The sequence below is a fragment of the Paenibacillus sp. 37 genome, from assembly GCF_008386395.1.
Taxonomy (GTDB): Bacteria; Bacillota; Bacilli; order Paenibacillales; family Paenibacillaceae; genus Paenibacillus; species Paenibacillus amylolyticus_B.
Genome location: NZ_CP043761.1, coordinates 2,309,364 through 2,327,051, shown reverse-complemented (window position 1 = coordinate 2,327,051; position 17,688 = coordinate 2,309,364). Strand labels below are relative to the sequence as shown.

The 17,688-nt window shown below is 46.6% G+C and carries 12 protein-coding genes and 1 tRNA gene; 6 read left to right on the top strand and 7 right to left on the bottom strand.

All coding sequences use genetic code 11. From position 1 onward, the window contains the following. Nucleotides 1–100: 100 nt before the first annotated feature. The 3 genes from F0220_RS10555 to F0220_RS10545 all read right to left on the bottom strand — a co-directional run bounded on the left by F0220_RS10555 (nt 101) and on the right by F0220_RS10545 (nt 4,900). Nucleotides 101–1,414 carry an extracellular solute-binding protein gene (locus F0220_RS10555; protein WP_091017469.1) on the bottom strand — a complete coding sequence of 438 codons (1,314 nt, stop codon included), beginning with the start codon at nt 1,412–1,414 and terminating at the stop codon, nt 101–103. Nucleotides 1,415–1,671: 257 nt separating this feature from the next. Continuing rightward, nucleotides 1,672–3,765, bottom strand: coding sequence for an acyltransferase family protein (locus F0220_RS10550; protein ID WP_149846500.1), 2,094 nt, complete (start codon nt 3,763–3,765; stop codon nt 1,672–1,674). Nucleotides 3,766–4,339: 574 nt separating this feature from the next. Further along, nucleotides 4,340–4,900 (bottom strand): flavin reductase family protein, encoded by a 561-nt coding sequence (locus tag F0220_RS10545; RefSeq protein ID WP_149846499.1) that lies wholly within the window; start codon nt 4,898–4,900, stop codon nt 4,340–4,342. Between the two features lie 231 nt (nt 4,901–5,131). Between F0220_RS10545 and catA the strand changes: the two genes are divergently transcribed. Next, a complete protein-coding gene (gene catA, locus F0220_RS10540; RefSeq protein WP_149846498.1) occupies nt 5,132–5,779 on the top strand; it encodes a type A chloramphenicol O-acetyltransferase in 648 nt (215 codons plus the stop codon). A gap of 80 nt (nt 5,780–5,859) precedes the next feature. Here the strand turns inward: catA and F0220_RS10535 are convergent, their stop codons facing one another. Next, a complete protein-coding gene (locus F0220_RS10535) occupies nt 5,860–8,508 on the bottom strand; it encodes an adenosylcobalamin-dependent ribonucleoside-diphosphate reductase (protein ID WP_149846497.1) in 2,649 nt (882 codons plus the stop codon). A 525-nt stretch (nt 8,509–9,033) separates the two neighbouring features. On the opposite strand from F0220_RS10535, the gene F0220_RS10530 reads away from it, so the two are divergent. The 3 genes from F0220_RS10530 (at nt 9,034) to F0220_RS10520 (ending at nt 13,166) form a co-directional block, all read left to right on the top strand. Then, nucleotides 9,034–10,797, top strand: a complete 1,764-nt coding sequence (locus F0220_RS10530; protein ID WP_149846496.1) for a DEAD/DEAH box helicase — start codon at nt 9,034–9,036, stop codon at nt 10,795–10,797. Between the two features lie 3 nt (nt 10,798–10,800). Further along, entirely contained in the window at nt 10,801–11,994 is a 1,194-nt protein-coding gene (locus tag F0220_RS10525; RefSeq protein ID WP_223199909.1) for a YqhG family protein, read from the top strand. 221 nt (nt 11,995–12,215) lie between these two features. Then, entirely contained in the window at nt 12,216–13,166 is a 951-nt protein-coding gene (locus tag F0220_RS10520) for a hypothetical protein (protein WP_149846495.1), read from the top strand. 134 nt (nt 13,167–13,300) lie between these two features. On the opposite strand, the gene F0220_RS10515 is transcribed toward F0220_RS10520, so the two are convergent. Further along, nucleotides 13,301–13,519 carry a YqzE family protein gene (locus F0220_RS10515; protein ID WP_105598135.1) on the bottom strand — a complete coding sequence of 73 codons (219 nt, stop codon included), beginning with the start codon at nt 13,517–13,519 and terminating at the stop codon, nt 13,301–13,303. Nucleotides 13,520–13,713: 194 nt separating this feature from the next. Here F0220_RS10515 and F0220_RS10510 point away from each other — a divergent pair, with 194 nt between their 5' ends. Further along, nucleotides 13,714–14,457 carry an N-acetylmuramoyl-L-alanine amidase family protein gene (locus F0220_RS10510; RefSeq protein ID WP_105598134.1) on the top strand — a complete coding sequence of 248 codons (744 nt, stop codon included), beginning with the start codon at nt 13,714–13,716 and terminating at the stop codon, nt 14,455–14,457. Here the strand turns inward: F0220_RS10510 and F0220_RS10505 are convergent. Beyond that, nucleotides 14,432–15,226, bottom strand: coding sequence for a divergent polysaccharide deacetylase family protein (locus F0220_RS10505; protein WP_374954386.1), 795 nt, complete (start codon nt 15,224–15,226; stop codon nt 14,432–14,434). The genes F0220_RS10510 and F0220_RS10505 overlap by 26 nt on opposite strands. A 454-nt stretch (nt 15,227–15,680) precedes the next feature. Between F0220_RS10505 and F0220_RS10500 the strand changes: the two genes are divergently transcribed. Continuing rightward, nucleotides 15,681–17,375: a glucuronoarabinoxylan endo-1,4-beta-xylanase XynC gene (locus F0220_RS10500; RefSeq protein ID WP_374954373.1), complete on the top strand. Its 1,695-nt coding sequence runs from the start codon at nt 15,681–15,683 to the stop codon at nt 17,373–17,375. Nucleotides 17,376–17,513: 138 nt separating this feature from the next. Here the strand turns inward: F0220_RS10500 and F0220_RS10495 are convergent. Further along, nucleotides 17,514–17,597 (bottom strand) — tRNA-Leu (locus tag F0220_RS10495). Between the last annotated feature and the right edge of the window lie 91 nt (nt 17,598–17,688).

Below are 17,688 nucleotides of genomic sequence, written 5' to 3'. Positions count from 1 at the left end.
TGTTCACTTCCCTTCCATAAATGCCTTTACCGACTTGCAACTGACTATCCCATTCATACTTAAAACCCCTCCCCTGCCGGGAAGGGGTTTTAACGAATGGTTACTGACTAACTGCATTGGCTTGAGCCGCCTGAATTTTGGCCGCAATGTCTTCAGCCTTGCCACCCATAAGCAACTCTTGCAATGCATTATTAATAACCTCAACCGTTGCTGATCCCAGCTTGGAATCGTATACTGGCGTGATCTTCACTTCCTGCATCAAATCATATAATTCTACGAACAATGGATGTGCTTTGGTTTTGTCCAGATCAATCTTGTAACTCACCAATGTGCTGCTATCCAATGTGGCCTTCTGACCATCTGGTCCTGCCAGCGCGTAGAACAGCTCCATCGCTGCCTCTTTTTGTGCACCGCTCAGCTTTTTACTTACACCCAACCCGGTTCCTACTACACCGGATGTTGTTCTTGGTTCACCCTGACCTCCGTCCACTGGAGGAAGAATCGTAATATGTGTGTTGTTCAACACCTCTTCAGGTGCATTGTTCACCAGATTTGCCAAGGCCCATCCGCCGTTCATGACCATCGCTGCCTTACCTTGGAAATAAAGCTGCATCATCTGTGTCTCATCGATACTGTTGAATCCATCCTGGAATGCCTTGGTGTTGCCAAGCTCCTGCATCTTGTTCAAGGCTTCAATAAATTGCGGATCGGTAAAGCTTGCACCCTCTTGTGCTGTCGCTTTCAGGAACCAGTCTGTGCCGGTAATCCGATCAGCCAGTGTACTGAATATCGTTGATTGAGCTACCCAGTTGGCCTTGTTGCCAAGTGCCATGGGAATGACTTTATTTTGATTAAAAGTAGCAATCGCTTGTTCCAGTTCCGCCCATGTCTCAGGCACTTTTACGTTGTACTGTTTGAACAAAGCTTCATTGTAATAAATGAAGGAACTTGGCGCCAGATTCATCGGCACGGAGTAGATATTCCCGTCTACGGTGTATCCGTCCAATGCATTCGGGATGAAGTTGTCTTTCCACTCCGGCTTTGCGTCCAGCTCTGCATTAATGGGCTGTAACAGATCCCCTTTCACAAATTCCTTTGTCATGGCATCCGGCCACATCACGAACAGGTCTGGCATCTCGTTGGCAGCTGCCACCGTACGAAGCCGGGTTTTGAGACCATCTGTTGGCAGGCCTTCATCCACAACTTCAATATCTGGATGCGCCGCACGAAAATCTTCAATTATTTTGCGCATCGCAACCGCCTTTGCATCCTGTCCGGTCCAGTTGTGCCAGAGAGTGACGGTTACTTTGTCATTGCCACTGCCTCCTTCTGAAGTGTCCCCGCCCGCACAGCCAGCCAGAATAATGGAGAACAACGTTATTGCCAGGAAACCCGAAAGCCATTTTTTCAACATCTCTATAATCCCCCTCGGCGATTTGAATACACTTATTGTAAATGTTAACGCTATCATACCGTAAGGTGACGATCCACGGATGCAGGGGTGAAAAATATCGGTTCCCCTGTTTGGAACTTACTTTGCTGACTTATTGTTCATAACAACTAAAAAGAGCCCTCACAATGAGAGCTCTTTCTTGTTGCAGCCGTCGGTAGCTTCAACCCAGGCTATATATAATGAATAAGTGCTAAATCGTATTAAATATGGATTGCGTATTATTGGATACTGTTTTTCACCAGATCTGCAAAAGCTTCGGACCCTTGCGTAGTGAGATGTACGCCGTCTTTTTCAAAATATTCGTCATGTCCCTCACTTGCACTGTTCCAGTCAATCAACGAGACATTGCTGTATTTGGATGCTGCCTCATTCAAAGCCCTGTTCACCGTTCGTTCCCACGGACGAGGTACACGCACAGTAACCAGATATACGTGATCCTCATCCTTCAGATAATCAAGCACAGCATTCAAGTTTTTGGAGTTAAAGGAACCATTCGTCCCGAGCTCCAGCACCACTTTGCTGCCCATTTGGTTGTTTTGCTTCAGACCTTCCAATACATCACCTGCCTGCCACATCTGACGACCGACATGTCCGTCCACATACACTCCCGATATACTTTGCTCCAGAAACGGTTTTGCATCCAAAATCACCGAATCTCCAATGACGGTATAATGAACCTTGCCATCCTGGGCAGGAGGAGCCGTTTCTTCATTGTCCTGAGATGTATCAGGTGCATCATCTGTATGATCCGTATTATCGGATTGATTCGCTCCAGCGTCATCTGGTGTATCATTCTCGTTAGTCACGGAGTCATCAGCCGGCTTATCTTCAGACTGACCGTCCTTGCCAGCATTCACTGCATTGTCTTGGTCGTCAGGTTTTGAGTCTGGAGCAGACTCTCCTGTTGGCTTCTCGTTTTTCCCCGGATCATCTTTCGTCCCTGCTTCCGGTTTATGGGTATGAGCATCGTTCTTTTGACCAGAGCCTGACGTCGCTGTAATAGCTGGCAACACATCCTGTCCCTGTTCCTCCACCACGGAATTCTCTCCATTCAATGTGTTGGACATCGATACCGAATGGGAGTCAGAGTTCGCTGCATGTGAGACCATCATCTGAGATACCGTATAGGACAATAACAGAATCGTCATCAACAGGCCTGCCCGCTTCCACCATACGTTACGTATACCGATCGTTGACCGCCCTCTTCCCCATAATCGGGACCAAGAATCACGGAATCCGTTGTACCGAATCGGATTTTCAATATATTTAAGGGACAATGAGGCCAGTACAACGGTTGCAGCAACCTGTAAAATGATTCGTACAGGATGTGCTCCTCCCGTATCCACCGCGGGATTGGTTAACAGAATGACAGGATAATGCCACAGATATAATCCGTAGGATCGCTCTCCGATCCAGCGTAATGGCTTCGCGCCAATGATACGTGCCAGGAAAGACGATGGGTGAGCCAACACCGCTACCAGCAACGTTGTTGCGATAGCCTGAAGCACCATGCCCCCTTGATACAGAAACGCATCATATTCACTGCTGTTCAGCATCATGTAGATTAACAAAGCAAGCGCAGCAAGTCCCGACACATCGAGCACAAGCCGGTTCATGCCAGACAGAGAGTTCGACAGCTTGCGACTAGGCCACACCACGGCAAGAGCAGCACCGGCAAGTAGTGCGAATGCCCGCGTGTCTGTTCCATAATATACACGGCTCGGGTCCAGATCCGGATTATACATGATGGCCATTGCGCCAGCAGACAATTCAGCTGCGACGACAATGAAGACGACCAGCCATCCCTTTCTTTTGAACACTACGATTGCTGCGATCAGTAGAAGAGGCCATATAAGATAAAATTGCTCTTCCACAGCCAGTGACCAGAAATGTCCAAACGGTGATGGAGGGCCAAAACTTTCGAAATAGGAAACGTTGTGAAAGATATACCACCAATTGCTTATGTATAATACACCCGAAACGATATCACCACGAAGCGCAGCAAGCCGGGACGGGTCTGTACAAGCCAACCAGATCATCACCACAGCTGTCATGGTCAGCATGCCTGGAAGCAAACGCCTTACCCGTCTTACCCAGAAATCACCGAGTGAAATGCGTCCATGTTCCTGCCACTGTGACACGAGAATATCTGTAATCAAATATCCCGAGAGAACAAAGAATATACCTACACCGAGCAGTCCGCCCGGAATAAAGTCCAAATTCAGATGATACGCGATTACCGCAAGTACAGCGATGGCTCGCAAGCCGTCAAGTCCGTTCATATGTCTCTTACGATTTAACGATTGTGACATGCATGCCCCTCCTTGTTACTGTGAGTCAACAACATCGGTGTTGGGGGCATAAAGGAACTCCTGATCGTTCTGGTTGTCATTAACATACGTATTGCACCTTCCATCTTTCATTTACAACATAAGAAAAGCTTCTGTTTGAAGCACGATCCGATGATGCGACATTCTGTGTGAATTCTATAATCTTAAAGAAGACGAGTTGCCTGTCCATTAAGTTTAATTATTAAAGTATTCTTTATATTCATTCGTGAGTTCACGTTTAGCATTATACGCCCGAAATAAGCCTCATACTTTACAGGAATAGTTACAAACGTTTAAACCGATGTAACCTTTCCTGCCAGCTCATATAGCTGTAAAATCATACTCTAATTTTGTCGTTAAATATAGTACTTTTCATCGAGTGGCTAAAATTACCTGTCCCGCTTGCGCAAACCAGCATACCCACGCACACATCGATTGAAACAATTGAATCCATAACAAAAGGCTGCCGACTTGCTCAGCAGCCAATATCCATTATAAACCTATGTCAGACCGGATTGAAAGTTTTGCTCATAATTGCTTCTTCTTGCCTAGGACCCTAGAGGTGGAACGGGTGAATCTTTTCTTCTGTCCTCGCATCCATGATCCGGTATGCTGAACGCCCTGTGTACATTGGGATTTGCAACTTCTCCAGATCAACCATTCCATTCTCCAGAAAGTACTTCTGATCCTGATATCGCTGCAATACTTCGCCTGTAATCCATTCATGGTCACCATATGTCGTAATCTCCATAACCTTGCATTCATAAGCAAAATAAGCATCTGTCAAAATGGGTACACTTACCTTGATTCCTTCCTCATACGGAATGCCGAATCTTGTGAATTTGTCCGTATCTCTCCCACTGAACGTTCCTGCAGCTTGAATCCACTCCGATCGATGACCTGGCAGGAAATGAACACCGAATACGCCGCTCTTCTCAATGAGTTCATAGGAGTATGTTTCCTTACGAAGGGAGATGCCATATACGCCTGGTGATGATCCGATGTATGTATGCCATCCGGACGCCATCACATTCTGAACTCCCTCATGACGTGAAGTCACCACCGCTACCATTCCAGGATAAGAATAAAATATGGGTTCTTCTATCGGCTGATGCATCTAATCCCCTCTCTTCTTCGTTATAAACACAACTTTAATTATAAAGTAAAAAATCTGGTTGAAAAAGCGTTTTGCAGAGGATTTCGCTATAAGCGACACATTCAGTATCATGTTATACTGAGATGGTCAATTTCTAAAAATACGATACTGGGAATGTGATAGGATATGGTCAAATCAGTCAAATATACCTCCTAAATGAAGGCAATATTCAAATTTAGGAGGTTATAACTTATGTTTAATTCAATCGTGTTAGATCAGTGGGATCGAAAGCCATACTTTGACCACTACTTGAATCAGGTCAGATGTACTTACAGCATAACTGCTAATCTGGATATCACTCTATTGATCAACGAACTGAAGCTTAAAGGATTGAAGTTCTATCCCGCTCTTATTCATATGATCTCTACGGTCGTCAATGCACACAGGGAATTCCGAACCTGTTTTGATGCCGGGGGGAGATTGGGCTACTGGGAGGAAATGTCTCCGAGTTATACGATTTTTCATGAGGACGACAAGAGTTTCTCAACGATCTGGACGACATTCCATGAAGATTTCGAGACATTCCACATTCGTTATCTGGAAGATATGAAGAATTACAAAGATCACAAACAATTTGTTGCCAAACCCAATGAACCGCCAAATACATTTCCCGTTTCCAGCATTCCCTGGGTGAACTTTACTGGATTTAATCTGAATATTTACAATGAGGGAACCTACTTGTTGCCTATTTTCACGATGGGGAAATATGTTCAACAAAACGATCAAGTATATCTTCCCTTATCCGTTCAGTTACATCACGCCGTGTGCGACGGCTACCATGCTGGCGTTTTATTTAATGAACTGCAATCACTTGCAGATCGATGCCAGGATTGGTGTTAGTTAGCTAAATGACGAAAAGGCATTCCTGACTTCGTAATGGAGTCAGGAGTGCCTTTCTTTTTCTCTTTTTTCGAAGGTATTTAATTGCACTTACTGTACCCACAGTTGCTGCATGTTTTGCAACCTTCCACATTCATCAGGGATGCGGAGCCACATGAAGGGCATAAATCTCTCGATTCGGCAAAGGTTTTCTGATCTTCCACTTTTGGATACGTGCTCTCCACTTGATTCTGTTCTTGTAATGCTCTAGTTTCGTTCTCCTGCACATCGCTCTGTACATGACTTTCCAATGCTTTGGCGACGGCATCAGCAATCGATTCCACCCGGTTGGCTCCGAAGCCAATCGCTCCCGAACCACCAATTCCCTTGAGATGTTTGATCAACAGTTCAACCTTGTGCCCATGATCTCCGTATCGCAGGAACAGAGAGCATACTCGACCGAGTGCCTCAGCCATGGCAAACACGTCCGATCCCGCTTTGCCCACGTTCAGGAAGATCTCACCCGGCGTTCCCTCCAGATCGTTGATCGTAATGTAAGCCATCCCGAATGGCGTATTGATTTTGTATGTCGCACCGCGCAGTACTTGAGGACGGCTTCTGTATTGTTTATCCAACACTGTAGCAGAAGAAGGGACTTCAACTGAAGTATGGGTTTCAACATCAACCTCGCTATTGGAAGCTCCATCACTTGCCTGCCCTTCAGCATTATTCGTCAATTCACTAACTGACACATCATGAAGTGTCTTTAAGTTAGTATTTAATGTCCAATCTACATCTTCGGTCTTGTTCTCTTCCTTCTTCGACGTGGACAACACCTGCACATCCCTGCTGCCGTCGCGATATATCGTTACTCCCTTACAGCCAAGGTCGAAGGCCAGTTCGTACAGCTCAGCTGTATCCTCCACCGTAAAATCAGCCGGACAGTTGGCCGTCTTCGAGATAGAGCTATCCACCCATTGCTGGATCGCAGCCTGCACCCGGATGTGATTCTCAGCCGACAGATCCATCGCAGTCACATAATAGTCTGGTAAAGCTTCACCCGGATGTTCATCCAGCCACTCTTGCGCAATCGGTACGAACTGTTCATCATAACCTAGACGGCTTTGACGGAAATACTTGAAGGCGAAATACGGTTCAATCCCTGTTGATGTGCCCACCATCGTACCTGTACTTCCCGTTGGCGCCTGTGTGATCAGTGTGACATTTCGAATGCCCTGTTTCCGAATGGCCTCTCCTACTTCAGGGTATCTCGCAACCATGTTTTTCATGAATCCACTCTGTAAGTACGGTTCAGCTTCGAAAGCCGGGAAAGCTCCCTTCTCTGCTGCAATCTCTGCCGATGCCAGATAGGCCTCCTTCGCCATGAACCCATACAGTTTATCGAGAAATTCAAGGGATTCAGGACTGCCGTACCTTATACGCAGCTTAATCATCAGCTCTGCCAGTCCCATCGTGCCAAGCCCCACCCGGCGTTCACGCTGCTGATTCAGTCTGTTTTCCTCAAAATGATATGGTGTTGCATCAATGACATTGTCCAAAAATCTAGCCGAGATGCGAGTGGTTTCCGCCAGTTCATCCCATGCCACATCATGATTTGTTTCATCATAGAATTTGGACAGATTGATCGCTGACAGATTACATACACCCCAGCCAGGCAGGCCTTGTTCACCGCAAGGATTAGTACAAATGATCGGATTAAAGTACCAGCTGTTGGACATCTGGTTATAGTACTCCATGAATACCACACCAGGCTCTGCCGATTTCCAGGCTGATTCAATAATGGTATGCCAGATTTCGCGCGCCTTAAGCGTACGATAGTGCACCACCGAATGACCTGCGGCTTTCCATTGCTGCATATCCCCGTTCCATACAGTGTCATAGTCAGGATCGTTCGTATCGGGGAAAACCAAATCCCAATCTCCGTCCTGCTTGACAGCCTCCATAAAGGCGTTGCTCACACATACAGACAGATTGGCATTGGTCACCTGCCCCATCGTTTGTTTCACGGTAATAAAATCAAGCACATCCGGATGCCAGTCATTCATCATCAGCATGAGCGCACCCCGCCGGCTTCCGCCCTGTTCAATCAGTCCTGTCGTATAACTGAACAATCCGCCCCACGATACGGAACCACTGGATGATCCGTTAACACCTTTCACCACCGCTCGGCGAGGACGCAACGAGGACAGATTAATACCCACGCCTCCCCCACGTGCCATAATCTCCGTCATCTCGGTCAAGGTCTTCATGATGCCACCCCGACTGTCCTGCGGAGACGGTATGACATAACAATTAAAGAGTGTCAGCTCATCGCTTGCCCCCGCTCCCGCAGCAATACGCCCTCCGGGTACTAACTTCCAATCCTCCAAAACGGAACGGAACTTGGACTCCCACGTTGCCCGCTGATCTGCTGTGGATTCAACAGAGGCCATGGCTTTGGCAAGCCGGCTCCACATCTCTTCCGGTGTTTTTTCAATGTTGAGTGTCAGTTTCTCCACGCTGGTCTCGATGATCTCTCCGCTTCGAGTCCTTACTTGTACGAGCTGACCCTGACGTTCTATAATTTCGCCCACTTCCTTGGTTGGGAACTTGGGATCATCCTTTGTTAATACCAGTACCACATCTCCGACCTTGGCATGATTCGAGTCAGCATCCTTCCAGGCGTATCGGTCCAGAAATATTTTTTCGCTGAGTCCTTCTAATTGGTACGATCGTTGGTTCGATTTCATCGCTACATTCAACCTCCCCGGTATAAAGCTCCATTTTCACTATAAAAGCAAATTATGATGAAACACCACATATAGTGATATAAAACCAGTATATTACACCATATATTGATTTTCTATATGACTTTTATCACAGACCTTATTTTTTAGACTCTCCTGCTCGGACAAGCTTCTTCACACACCCTTAGACTCACGCATACAAAACCTGTGAATTTTTTGGGACAAAAAAACATGTGCCTTTACTAAATTTCTGGGTTCAATATAAGTTAAACTAATCATTTGCACATCAACGGAGAGGACAGAAAAAACCTGAAAAAGCGAAGCGTTCGCCTTTATCACCGGATTTCCCCTCCAGAAAAGGGAATCAAAGAAATCTGGGGATAACAGCGATTGGAAGGTTGTTCTGTCATCGTAGTGTTCGTGCAAATAAACTGTAGTTCAACTTGTATAGTTATGAACTACCTCTCATTCGTCCATACTATTACCTACGAATAAAACGTCATCACGTATGGCAGGGGAGGAAGCACCATGAACCGGAAAAACCCGCACCACACCAATCAACCTGTAGCCGAGCTGCCCGTTCCGTTGGAATTTGATCGAAGCTGGATTAATCAATTGGAATCACGACTGGATAAAGGAGGTCCTTGGGGGGATTATCGACTCTTCCAACTGGGCATTCAAGCCGAAGAAACCAATCTGATTCCCAATTTTGACGAGATCCAATGTCTCAAGCATCTGCAAGGCCTCACTCCACTCCCTCACCAGATGGACACTGCACGCAGAGTATTATTTGAAATGTCAGGCCGGGCCATTCTCGCCGATGAGGTGGGTCTTGGCAAAACCATTGAAGCTGGTCTCATTCTGAAAGAATATATGGTTCGGGGTCTCGTATCCAAGGTACTCATTCTCGTGCCAGCGTCTCTTGTGCTGCAATGGGTACGGGAGTTGAATTCGAAATTTGGCATCCCTGCCATTGCCCAGAAAAAGGCCTATTCCTGGCAGAATGAAGTGGTTGTTGCTTCCATGGATACAGCCAAACGTGACCCGCATAAAGATATGCTGCTGAATACCGATTACGACATGATCATTATTGACGAGGCCCATAAGCTCAAAAACAAGAAAACAACCAACTATCAGTTCATGCTGAAATTGCGCAAAAAGTATTGTCTGCTGCTCACAGCTACACCTGTGCAGAACGATATGAGCGAGTTGTTCAATCTGATCAACCTGCTGAAGCCCGGTCAGCTGGGCCGTCAGGGTGACTTTGCGGCCAACTTTGTTGTAGACAAACGGGTTCCGAAAAATCAGGAACAGCTTAAGAACGAGTTATCCAAAGTCATGATTCGTAACCGCCGCGGCGAAGGCCCCGTTCAATTTACCAAACGGAACGTCTCCAACGTGAATCTGCAACTATCGTCTGAAGAACAAGCGCTTTATGATGGCGTGACTTCCTTTGTTAAAGACCAGTACCAGGAAGCTGGCGGCAATCTGAGCAGCATGCTCTCCCTTGTTACATTGCAGCGTGAAGTGTGCAGCAGTCGAGATGCTGTATTCGTGACGCTGGTGAATCTGTCGAAGAAACTTCCGCTGGACTCGCCCCTTCGGGACAAGATTTGGGAACTCGTTGCCCATATTAAAGCGATCAAGGAGAATACCAAAGCGGAGAAAACGATGGAGCTGGTTCGGAACATGAATGAAAAAGTAATTATCTTCACCGAATACCGGGCCACGCAGGAGTATCTGCTAAACTATTTCCGCAACAATGGGCTTACGGCTGTACCCTACCGGGGTGGCATGAATCGAGGCAAAAAAGACTGGATGATGGATCTCTTCCGCGGGCGTGTGCAGGCCATGATTGCAACCGAAGCGGGTGGCGAAGGCATTAATCTGCAATTTTGCCATCATATGGTCAACTTTGATCTGCCTTGGAACCCTATGCGGGTAGAGCAGCGGATCGGTCGGGTACACCGGCTGGGACAGCAAAATGACGTGAACATCTTCAATTTATCCACGACCGGAACCATAGAGGAACATATTCTGAATCTGCTGCATGAGAAGATCAATATGTTTGAGATGGTGATCGGCGGGCTGGATGTCATTCTGGAACGGCTGGAGAAGAAGGAGTCTATTGAGAAAAGTTTGTACAAAATCATGCTGGAATCACAAACTGATGAGGATATTCGCCGCAAAATGGATTCACTTGGACAATCGCTGAACTCTATTCAACGTGAGGTTTCCGATGAAGGGCCTGCCGTATCCGGGTTGTTAGATCTTCGCAAAGGAGGTAGCTAACTCATGACCATGTCCCCCCATGAAGTGCAGGCTTATGTTCTCACCTATCTGGAAGCACTGGATTGTCAGATTATGGAGCGTTCCCCTGCCCATGTTACAGTCAAACTCTCGCCTGAGGCGGACAAAGCGTTGACCAATCGCCCCTATTATTGGGGGTTCGTGGAACGAACCGGAGCACCCGCTGAGACCATGTCTTTCACATTTATATTCGATCCTGACAGTTATCAGCAGGCCATTGAAGCAGCAGAAGCCAAAGCAGCGCAAACATCACCTCCGGTTGTAACTGACCCTGCGGGTACGAATGGCGTAACCAATGGGAATACCCCAGGTGAGCCACCGAAAGATACCATTCTGGGTCGTTACTTCGGTATTACGCCATCGCTGCCACAGCTGGGGCCAGGTCGAATATTGCGTGAAGAAGTGGTGTATGGCAGTCGCAGGCTCCAACAGATTTTCGGCGCAGCCCGTGAAGGCGGTGCCTTCGTGAACCTGTTCGAACAGGCTCCCAAACGGCAATTACGCGCTACAGCGCCAGCCGTATATGAACCTTGGCTTGGTGTCTGTTTCAAGGTAGAATTCGCCTGTGATTTGAAACGGGAGGAATTGCATTTTCTCGGCATCTCCCTTCGCTCGGGTGAGATTATAGAAAAATTCGGCACTAAGCTTAATCGACGTGATCTCAGTCCAAGGCTCGCAGAGAACATGCATGTGCAGACAGCTAAAGTTTCGTTATCCGATGCCGGAGCTGCTCTGGAATCTCATTTGACGAACCGCTTGTTGGAACTCGATTATAGCTGGGCTGAGAAAGCCCAAGAGCGGCTTGATCTGGAGCTGGACGTGTTGGACACCTACTATGAGGCGGTACTCCGGGAAGATACGCCTGAGGTAGAATTACTAGGTAACATAACCTCAGACATGGAGAAAGTCACTTCTGACCGCACGCCACCTGTACCCCTGAGAAAAGTTCTGGATATACCTAACGCTAAACCCATTGGAGCAGATGTAGAGCTGGCGGCAGAGGCCGCAGTACCGATCGACTCCGAGACAGATGCCGAAGAAGAGAAAGCAAAACAGGCGGTAATCGATCGTGAGGCTATGAAACTGCAGTATGAGACACGCCGGACCGAGATGATCTGGCAATATGAACCCAAAGTGAAAGTGACTGCCATTAGCAGCGGTATGTTTCACTTAAGATAAACGAAAGATAGACGAAGACACTACTTTTCCTGCAAATGCTGGCAAAAGTAGTGTTTATTCATGATCAGCTGCCCGACAGGTTGCAGCATCCTTTGCATAGCCTGTCCCCTAGAATGAAACTAGAACCCGCTCAGGTAACGGATAAATGAAAAGTAGGTGTAAATTTGAAACGATTCTTTCATACATGTTGGAACAACGCTCGGAAAACAACCTGTATAACCTTGGGCTTGCTCAGTTGTCTTGCCCTATTCTCTTTTTGGTCGATAGCCAATGCAGAGGAACAAAAAGCGTCTTCGCTGTCCCCCGAATCATCCACAGAATATAGTCCCGAACATCATGCATTCCAGAATGACAAGCTAGCTCCCGCTGCTGTGCAACGATTTGCAGAGCAACAAGCAGTTACACTCGGTACGGCTAACGCCGAAGCAAATTGGAAGAACGCCGACCTGGACTTCTATCCTCTGGGGCCGGGTACACATAGCTGGCTGGTGCAAGCTGCATTTGAGGGTAAACCTATCGGATACATGATTATTACCGCCACAGAACAGGGACAGATGATGCTTAGTGAATATGGTCAAGGAGAACAGTCACCATACAACAATGAACTTCTTGGACAAGCCTTAGATCGACAACATGTGAACCTTGAGGCATTACTTGCTGCCGGAGGAGAGCTTCATCTTGGTTATGCTCTTCCCCTGCTGGCATATTGGAAAGTGGAACAACCTAGTCAACCTGCACTTTATATTGATGCTACGAACGGAGATGTACTACCGTCAGAGTTCCTGAACCTGCTGGAGGCTGATTCCAAACAGATCTCTGCCAGCATAACTGATTTGTCCACAACGCCATCTTTATCAGTCGATCCATTTTATCTCAGACCCGTCTTTAATCCGGCTGACAATCTGTTGTGGATTACCGCCAAGCCTGTTGCTGCCGACCGGGCAAAAGATGTAATACAACACGGGGAGAATCAAGGGATTGTTTTCTCAGCGGGTGATCGTAATATCGTATACGGCGGTCCTTTACCCGTTAGCGGTTATCAGCTGTGGCATACAGATCAGGAAGCAGAGTCCATTCTATATGTAGCGCTAGGTGGAAAATCATCCATTCAACGCTTTATCCCTTTGAGTACATTGCAGCAAGATGGCCATTTTTACCTCTTAAATCCTTGATCATCAGCAAATTCTTAACATACAGTCAGATAACGTGTAAAACTATAAACATCGACAACAAATAAGACGCCTTCCCATATTTATTAAGGGATTGCGTCTTTTTGCTTTACATTAGTGAAATAGGTAAGCGATAGTCACCCTTTACCCGAAGAACTTCGTTTATGAGACTGTGTATCGAATTCTTTTTCCTTTTTCCCCACCCACAGGGAAACAGCGAAAGGGATCATACCAAACCATTTCATCGCCCACGGCTCTTTCTTTTTGGTGCGGCCTTTCCGCTCATCCTTCGGCGTATCGATATAATGAACAACCCGCTGCGTAATGTATTTTACCAATTCATCACTTTTGGCCATGATCTGCCTCCTTCGCTCCTGCACATTCGCGGAGCTTACGATAGTTCTATTATGTGCAGGATGTGTACTGGTTAAACATTTTTTTTATTGAAAGAAGTATGAAAACCCTCAGAATGCACAGTCTAATGCCAAAGGTATCCATCGAGTCGTTAATCTGCATTCGATACCTATTTCATGAAGGAGTGTGTATTCCCATGCATAAGCTGCTGACCGCTTCGGTAGCCTTGTTAATCAGCTTCCATTGCCTTCCCATGCTGCCCCATGTCGCTTATGGAAAAGCAGCCCCGTCCCAGAACAGTCCATCCATGTTGCCAGTGACCGATGGAGATGCTTATCGCTCAAGTCATCATGCCTTTGCAGCACCCGTTATCCTGCTTGATGTAGGCCATGGCGGTATTGACGGTGGTACGTCAGCCCAAGGTGTGCTGGAAAAAGATATCAATCTGGCTATTAGCCAAAAGGTCTATCTCCTGCTTCGCAGCAAAGGTTATGCCGTTATCATCAATCGACTGGGTGATTATGCACTTAGTGATGAGAACCGCTGGCTGAACAGCCGCTCCCGTCATACCAGAGATCTTGCCCAACGTAAAAGCCTTAGCGAAGAAGTAAGTACAGATATCGTGGTCAGCATTCATGCGAACTGGAGTCCCCGATCGACAGCACACGGCCCGGTGGTACTGCACCAGAAAGAAGGCAGGAGTTATTTGCTGGCCCAATCCATTCAGGATGCCATGAACAAGTTGTACGGAACGGAGCACGGGGTCGTATGGGGCAAGCCCTTTTATATATTGAATTACGTGAAGCAACCTGCCGTCATCGTTGAAACCGGATTTTTGAGCAATGCGGCAGATCGAGCCAGAATGAGTGACCCCGCTGAGCAAAAACGAATCGCCCAATCCATTGCCAATGGTATTATTTATTATCTGTCGGTAGTGTAGGAGCAGATTGCCATTGCCACACATCTCGAACCAGATCACCGATTCCAACAAATTGAACCTGATTTTGCAGACGGGAGACGGATTCACGAATTACTGCGGATGTGTTCATCCCTGAATGACCGACATGACCAATGACAACACAGATATTCTTGTCGATCGCACGCTGAGCAGCCAGGTCCAGTTGCTTGCGAATGTGTTGCTTGGAGTTTTGATCATCCAGGAAAATGTCATTACCTACAGGTGGCATATTTTTGGATATGGCCAGTTCCCCCACCACGGAGCGAAAGTTCGTACGACTGTCTACAAAGAAGAGGCCCCGCTCCTTGCATACATCGAGCACAATGGACATGATGCGTTTATCCGAAGTAATTTTGGAACCCATATGATTGTTCATGCCAATGGCGTGGGGCACATCATCAATCGCTTTCTCCACGCGTGAGCGGACTTCTTCATCTGTTAGATTGGATGTGATTGCACCGGGGCCCAGCCATTCAGGTCTTCCTTTCTTGGGTTCCATGGGCATGTGCACAATCACATCCATCCCCTTTTCATGTGCAGCTATCGCATCTTTCTTTGTTGTTGGCAAAAAGGGCATAACCGCTACCGTTAGTTTAACTGGCATCGCAAGAATCTCTGCCGTTCCCTTCATGTCATTTCCGACGTCATCGATGATAATTGCTAACCGTTTATGATTCGATGGGGACTCTGAAGCTGCCGCTGTAGGCCCTCCCGCCGATAAGCCTGCGTAAAACACAATCAATAATGCCATGATACCTGCAATGAATCGATAATTCTTTCTCTGTACCTTCATCATGATTCCCTCCCCTGTAACTTCTGTGATCTCATTGTTTGATAATGAAGGGAGGAATATGTAAGCCAAAGCCTTCCTTAATGATAATATCCCCGCCCTTGAAGACCTCTATCTCAAGTGAAGATCTCCATCATTCCCGTTTCCTCCTTAGCATTCAGACAAGAACTGTCATTGAACAGTTAGAAAATAGAGATTAATTAGAAAAAATACTGTAATTTGTCAGGTTTTCAGTTTAGGAATTATTTAGTAGAATCAACAAATGAAAGAGCTTATGTGCTGCATTTCTTTCCTATGATTTATGGAAGGAGGTTTTGAAAGGGTTTACATAAAATAAATGCCAGACAATCCGCTATTCTTGTTTGTTTTTTTGGTCACGGTTTCTCTATGTAACCATTTCCCACTATCAAGGAGGATGAAAGTAGTGAAATTCAAACTAAAAAAGACGATTAATGTTCTTTTGGCCTGTTTAACAGCCCTGCCTTTGATGTTAACCCCGACAAATGTGTCAGCAGCCAGCGATGCCAACATTAATTTGTCCTCGGAAAAACAGCTGATCAAGGGCTTTGGGGGCATTAACCTTCCTGCCTGGATTGGTGATCTGACTCCCGCTCAACGTGAAACTGCTTTTGGTAATGACCAGAATCAGTTAGGCTTCTCAATTCTCAGGATCTACGTTGATCCAGATTCCAATAACTGGTATCGTGAAGTTGCCACTGCCAAACGGGCTATTGAAAAAGGAGCTATCGTATTCGCATCCCCGTGGAATCCTCCAAGCAGCATGGTTGAAACGTTCAACCGCAATGGGGACACCAATGCCAAACGTCTGAAATACGACAAATATACTGCATATGCGCAACATCTGAACGACTTTGTAACCTACATGAAAAATAACGGCGTAGATCTGTATGCCATTTCGGTACAAAACGAACCGGATTATGCTCATGACTGGACCTGGTGGACTCCACAAGAGATCCTTCGATTCATGAAAGAAAATGCCGGGTCCATCCAAGGTACCAAAGTCATGGCGCCTGAATCCTTCCAGTACTTAAAGAATATATCCGACCCCATCCTGAATGATCCGCAGGCACTTGCCAACATGGACATTCTGGGAGCACATACGTATGGAACCCAGATTTCGAATTTTGCCTACCCTCTTTTTAAGCAAAAAGGAGCCGGCAAAGAACTGTGGATGACTGAGGTGTATGTTCCGAACAGTGACAACAACTCAGCAGACCGCTGGCCTGAAGCATTAGACGTTTCCTATCACATGCACAATGCCATGGTAGAAGGTGATTTCCAGGCCTATGTGTGGTGGTACATCCGCAGACAGTATGGTCCGATGAAAGAGGACGGTACCATAAGCAAACGCGGATATAATATGGCCCATTTCTCCAAATTTGTACGTCCTGGCTATCTCAGAGTGGATGCAACCAAAAACCCGGATACGAACACATTTGTTTCTGCCTACAAAGGGGATAACAAGGTCGTTGTCGTAGCAATTAACCGTGGAACTTCGGCCACAAGCCAAAAATTCGTTCTGCAAAATGGTAATGCCTCCACGGTGTCCTCATGGATTACGGACAGCAGTCGCAACCTGGCAAGCGGGGCCTCGCTTAACGTATCCAATGGGGCCTTCACGGCACAGCTCCCGGCTCAGAGCGTAACAACGTTTGTTGCCAACATTACTGGCGGGAATAACGGCGGAAATACAGGTAGTGGCACTACTTATGAAGCCGAGACCGGAACAACTCTTACGGATGCTACCATTGAAACGATCTACCCTGGTTACACTGGCTCCGGGTATGTTAACTTCAATGCGATGACTGGTTCAGCCATTCAATGGAACGGTATTAATAACACAATTACAGGTACTAAAAACGTAAAGTTTCGTTATGCGCTGGAAAGCGGAACCCGTAACCTCGACATTTTTGTGAACGGAACCAAAGTCATTAGCAACGACCCCTTTCCGGCAACGGGAAGCTGGTCCACTTGGGTTGAAAAAACAATACAGGTCCCCATGAACATGGGGACCAATACATTGAAAGTGGTTACCACTGGATCGGAAGGACCAAATATTGACAGCGTTAATGTTACCGCAGCACAATAAACGTTCCGTATGGCTGATGGAAGACATTTGCTGTACGTGCAGCTAAACACTAACCTGTTGGATACTAAATCTAGTGTTATATCAAAAAATGCAAAAAAAGACTCCTTAAGCTAACGCTTAAGGAGTCTTTTTATTAGATGCGGTCGAGAGGACTCGAACCTCCACGGGGGTTAGCCCACACGGACCTGAACCGTGCGCGTCTGCCAATTCCGCCACGACCGCATATTGTATCTCCGTGATCAATATCGGCGACAAGAAATAATATATCATGTGGAATCTATCATGTCAACACTGAAAATAATAACAATAAAGC

Excerpts from the sequence above, each read along its gene's own strand:
- F0220_RS10550 (WP_149846500.1), bottom strand. The coding sequence starts at position 3,765 with ATGTCACAATCGTTAAATCGTAAGAGACATATGAACGGACTTGACGGC.
- F0220_RS10525 (WP_223199909.1), top strand. The coding sequence starts at position 10,801 with ATGACCATGTCCCCCCATGAAGTGCAGGCTTATGTTCTCACCTATCTG.
- F0220_RS10505 (WP_374954386.1), bottom strand. The coding sequence starts at position 15,226 with ATGGCATTATTGATTGTGTTTTACGCAGGCTTATCGGCGGGAGGGCCT.
- F0220_RS10510 (WP_105598134.1), top strand. The coding sequence starts at position 13,714 with ATGCATAAGCTGCTGACCGCTTCGGTAGCCTTGTTAATCAGCTTCCAT.
- F0220_RS10545 (WP_149846499.1), bottom strand. The coding sequence starts at position 4,900 with ATGCATCAGCCGATAGAAGAACCCATATTTTATTCTTATCCTGGAATG.
- F0220_RS10555 (WP_091017469.1), bottom strand. The coding sequence starts at position 1,414 with ATGTTGAAAAAATGGCTTTCGGGTTTCCTGGCAATAACGTTGTTCTCC.
- F0220_RS10530 (WP_149846496.1), top strand. The coding sequence starts at position 9,034 with ATGAACCGGAAAAACCCGCACCACACCAATCAACCTGTAGCCGAGCTG.
- F0220_RS10500 (WP_374954373.1), top strand. The coding sequence starts at position 15,681 with ATGAAAGTAGTGAAATTCAAACTAAAAAAGACGATTAATGTTCTTTTG.
- catA (WP_149846498.1), top strand. The coding sequence starts at position 5,132 with ATGTTTAATTCAATCGTGTTAGATCAGTGGGATCGAAAGCCATACTTT.
- F0220_RS10515 (WP_105598135.1), bottom strand. The coding sequence starts at position 13,519 with ATGGCCAAAAGTGATGAATTGGTAAAATACATTACGCAGCGGGTTGTT.
- F0220_RS10535 (WP_149846497.1), bottom strand. The coding sequence starts at position 8,508 with ATGAAATCGAACCAACGATCGTACCAATTAGAAGGACTCAGCGAAAAA.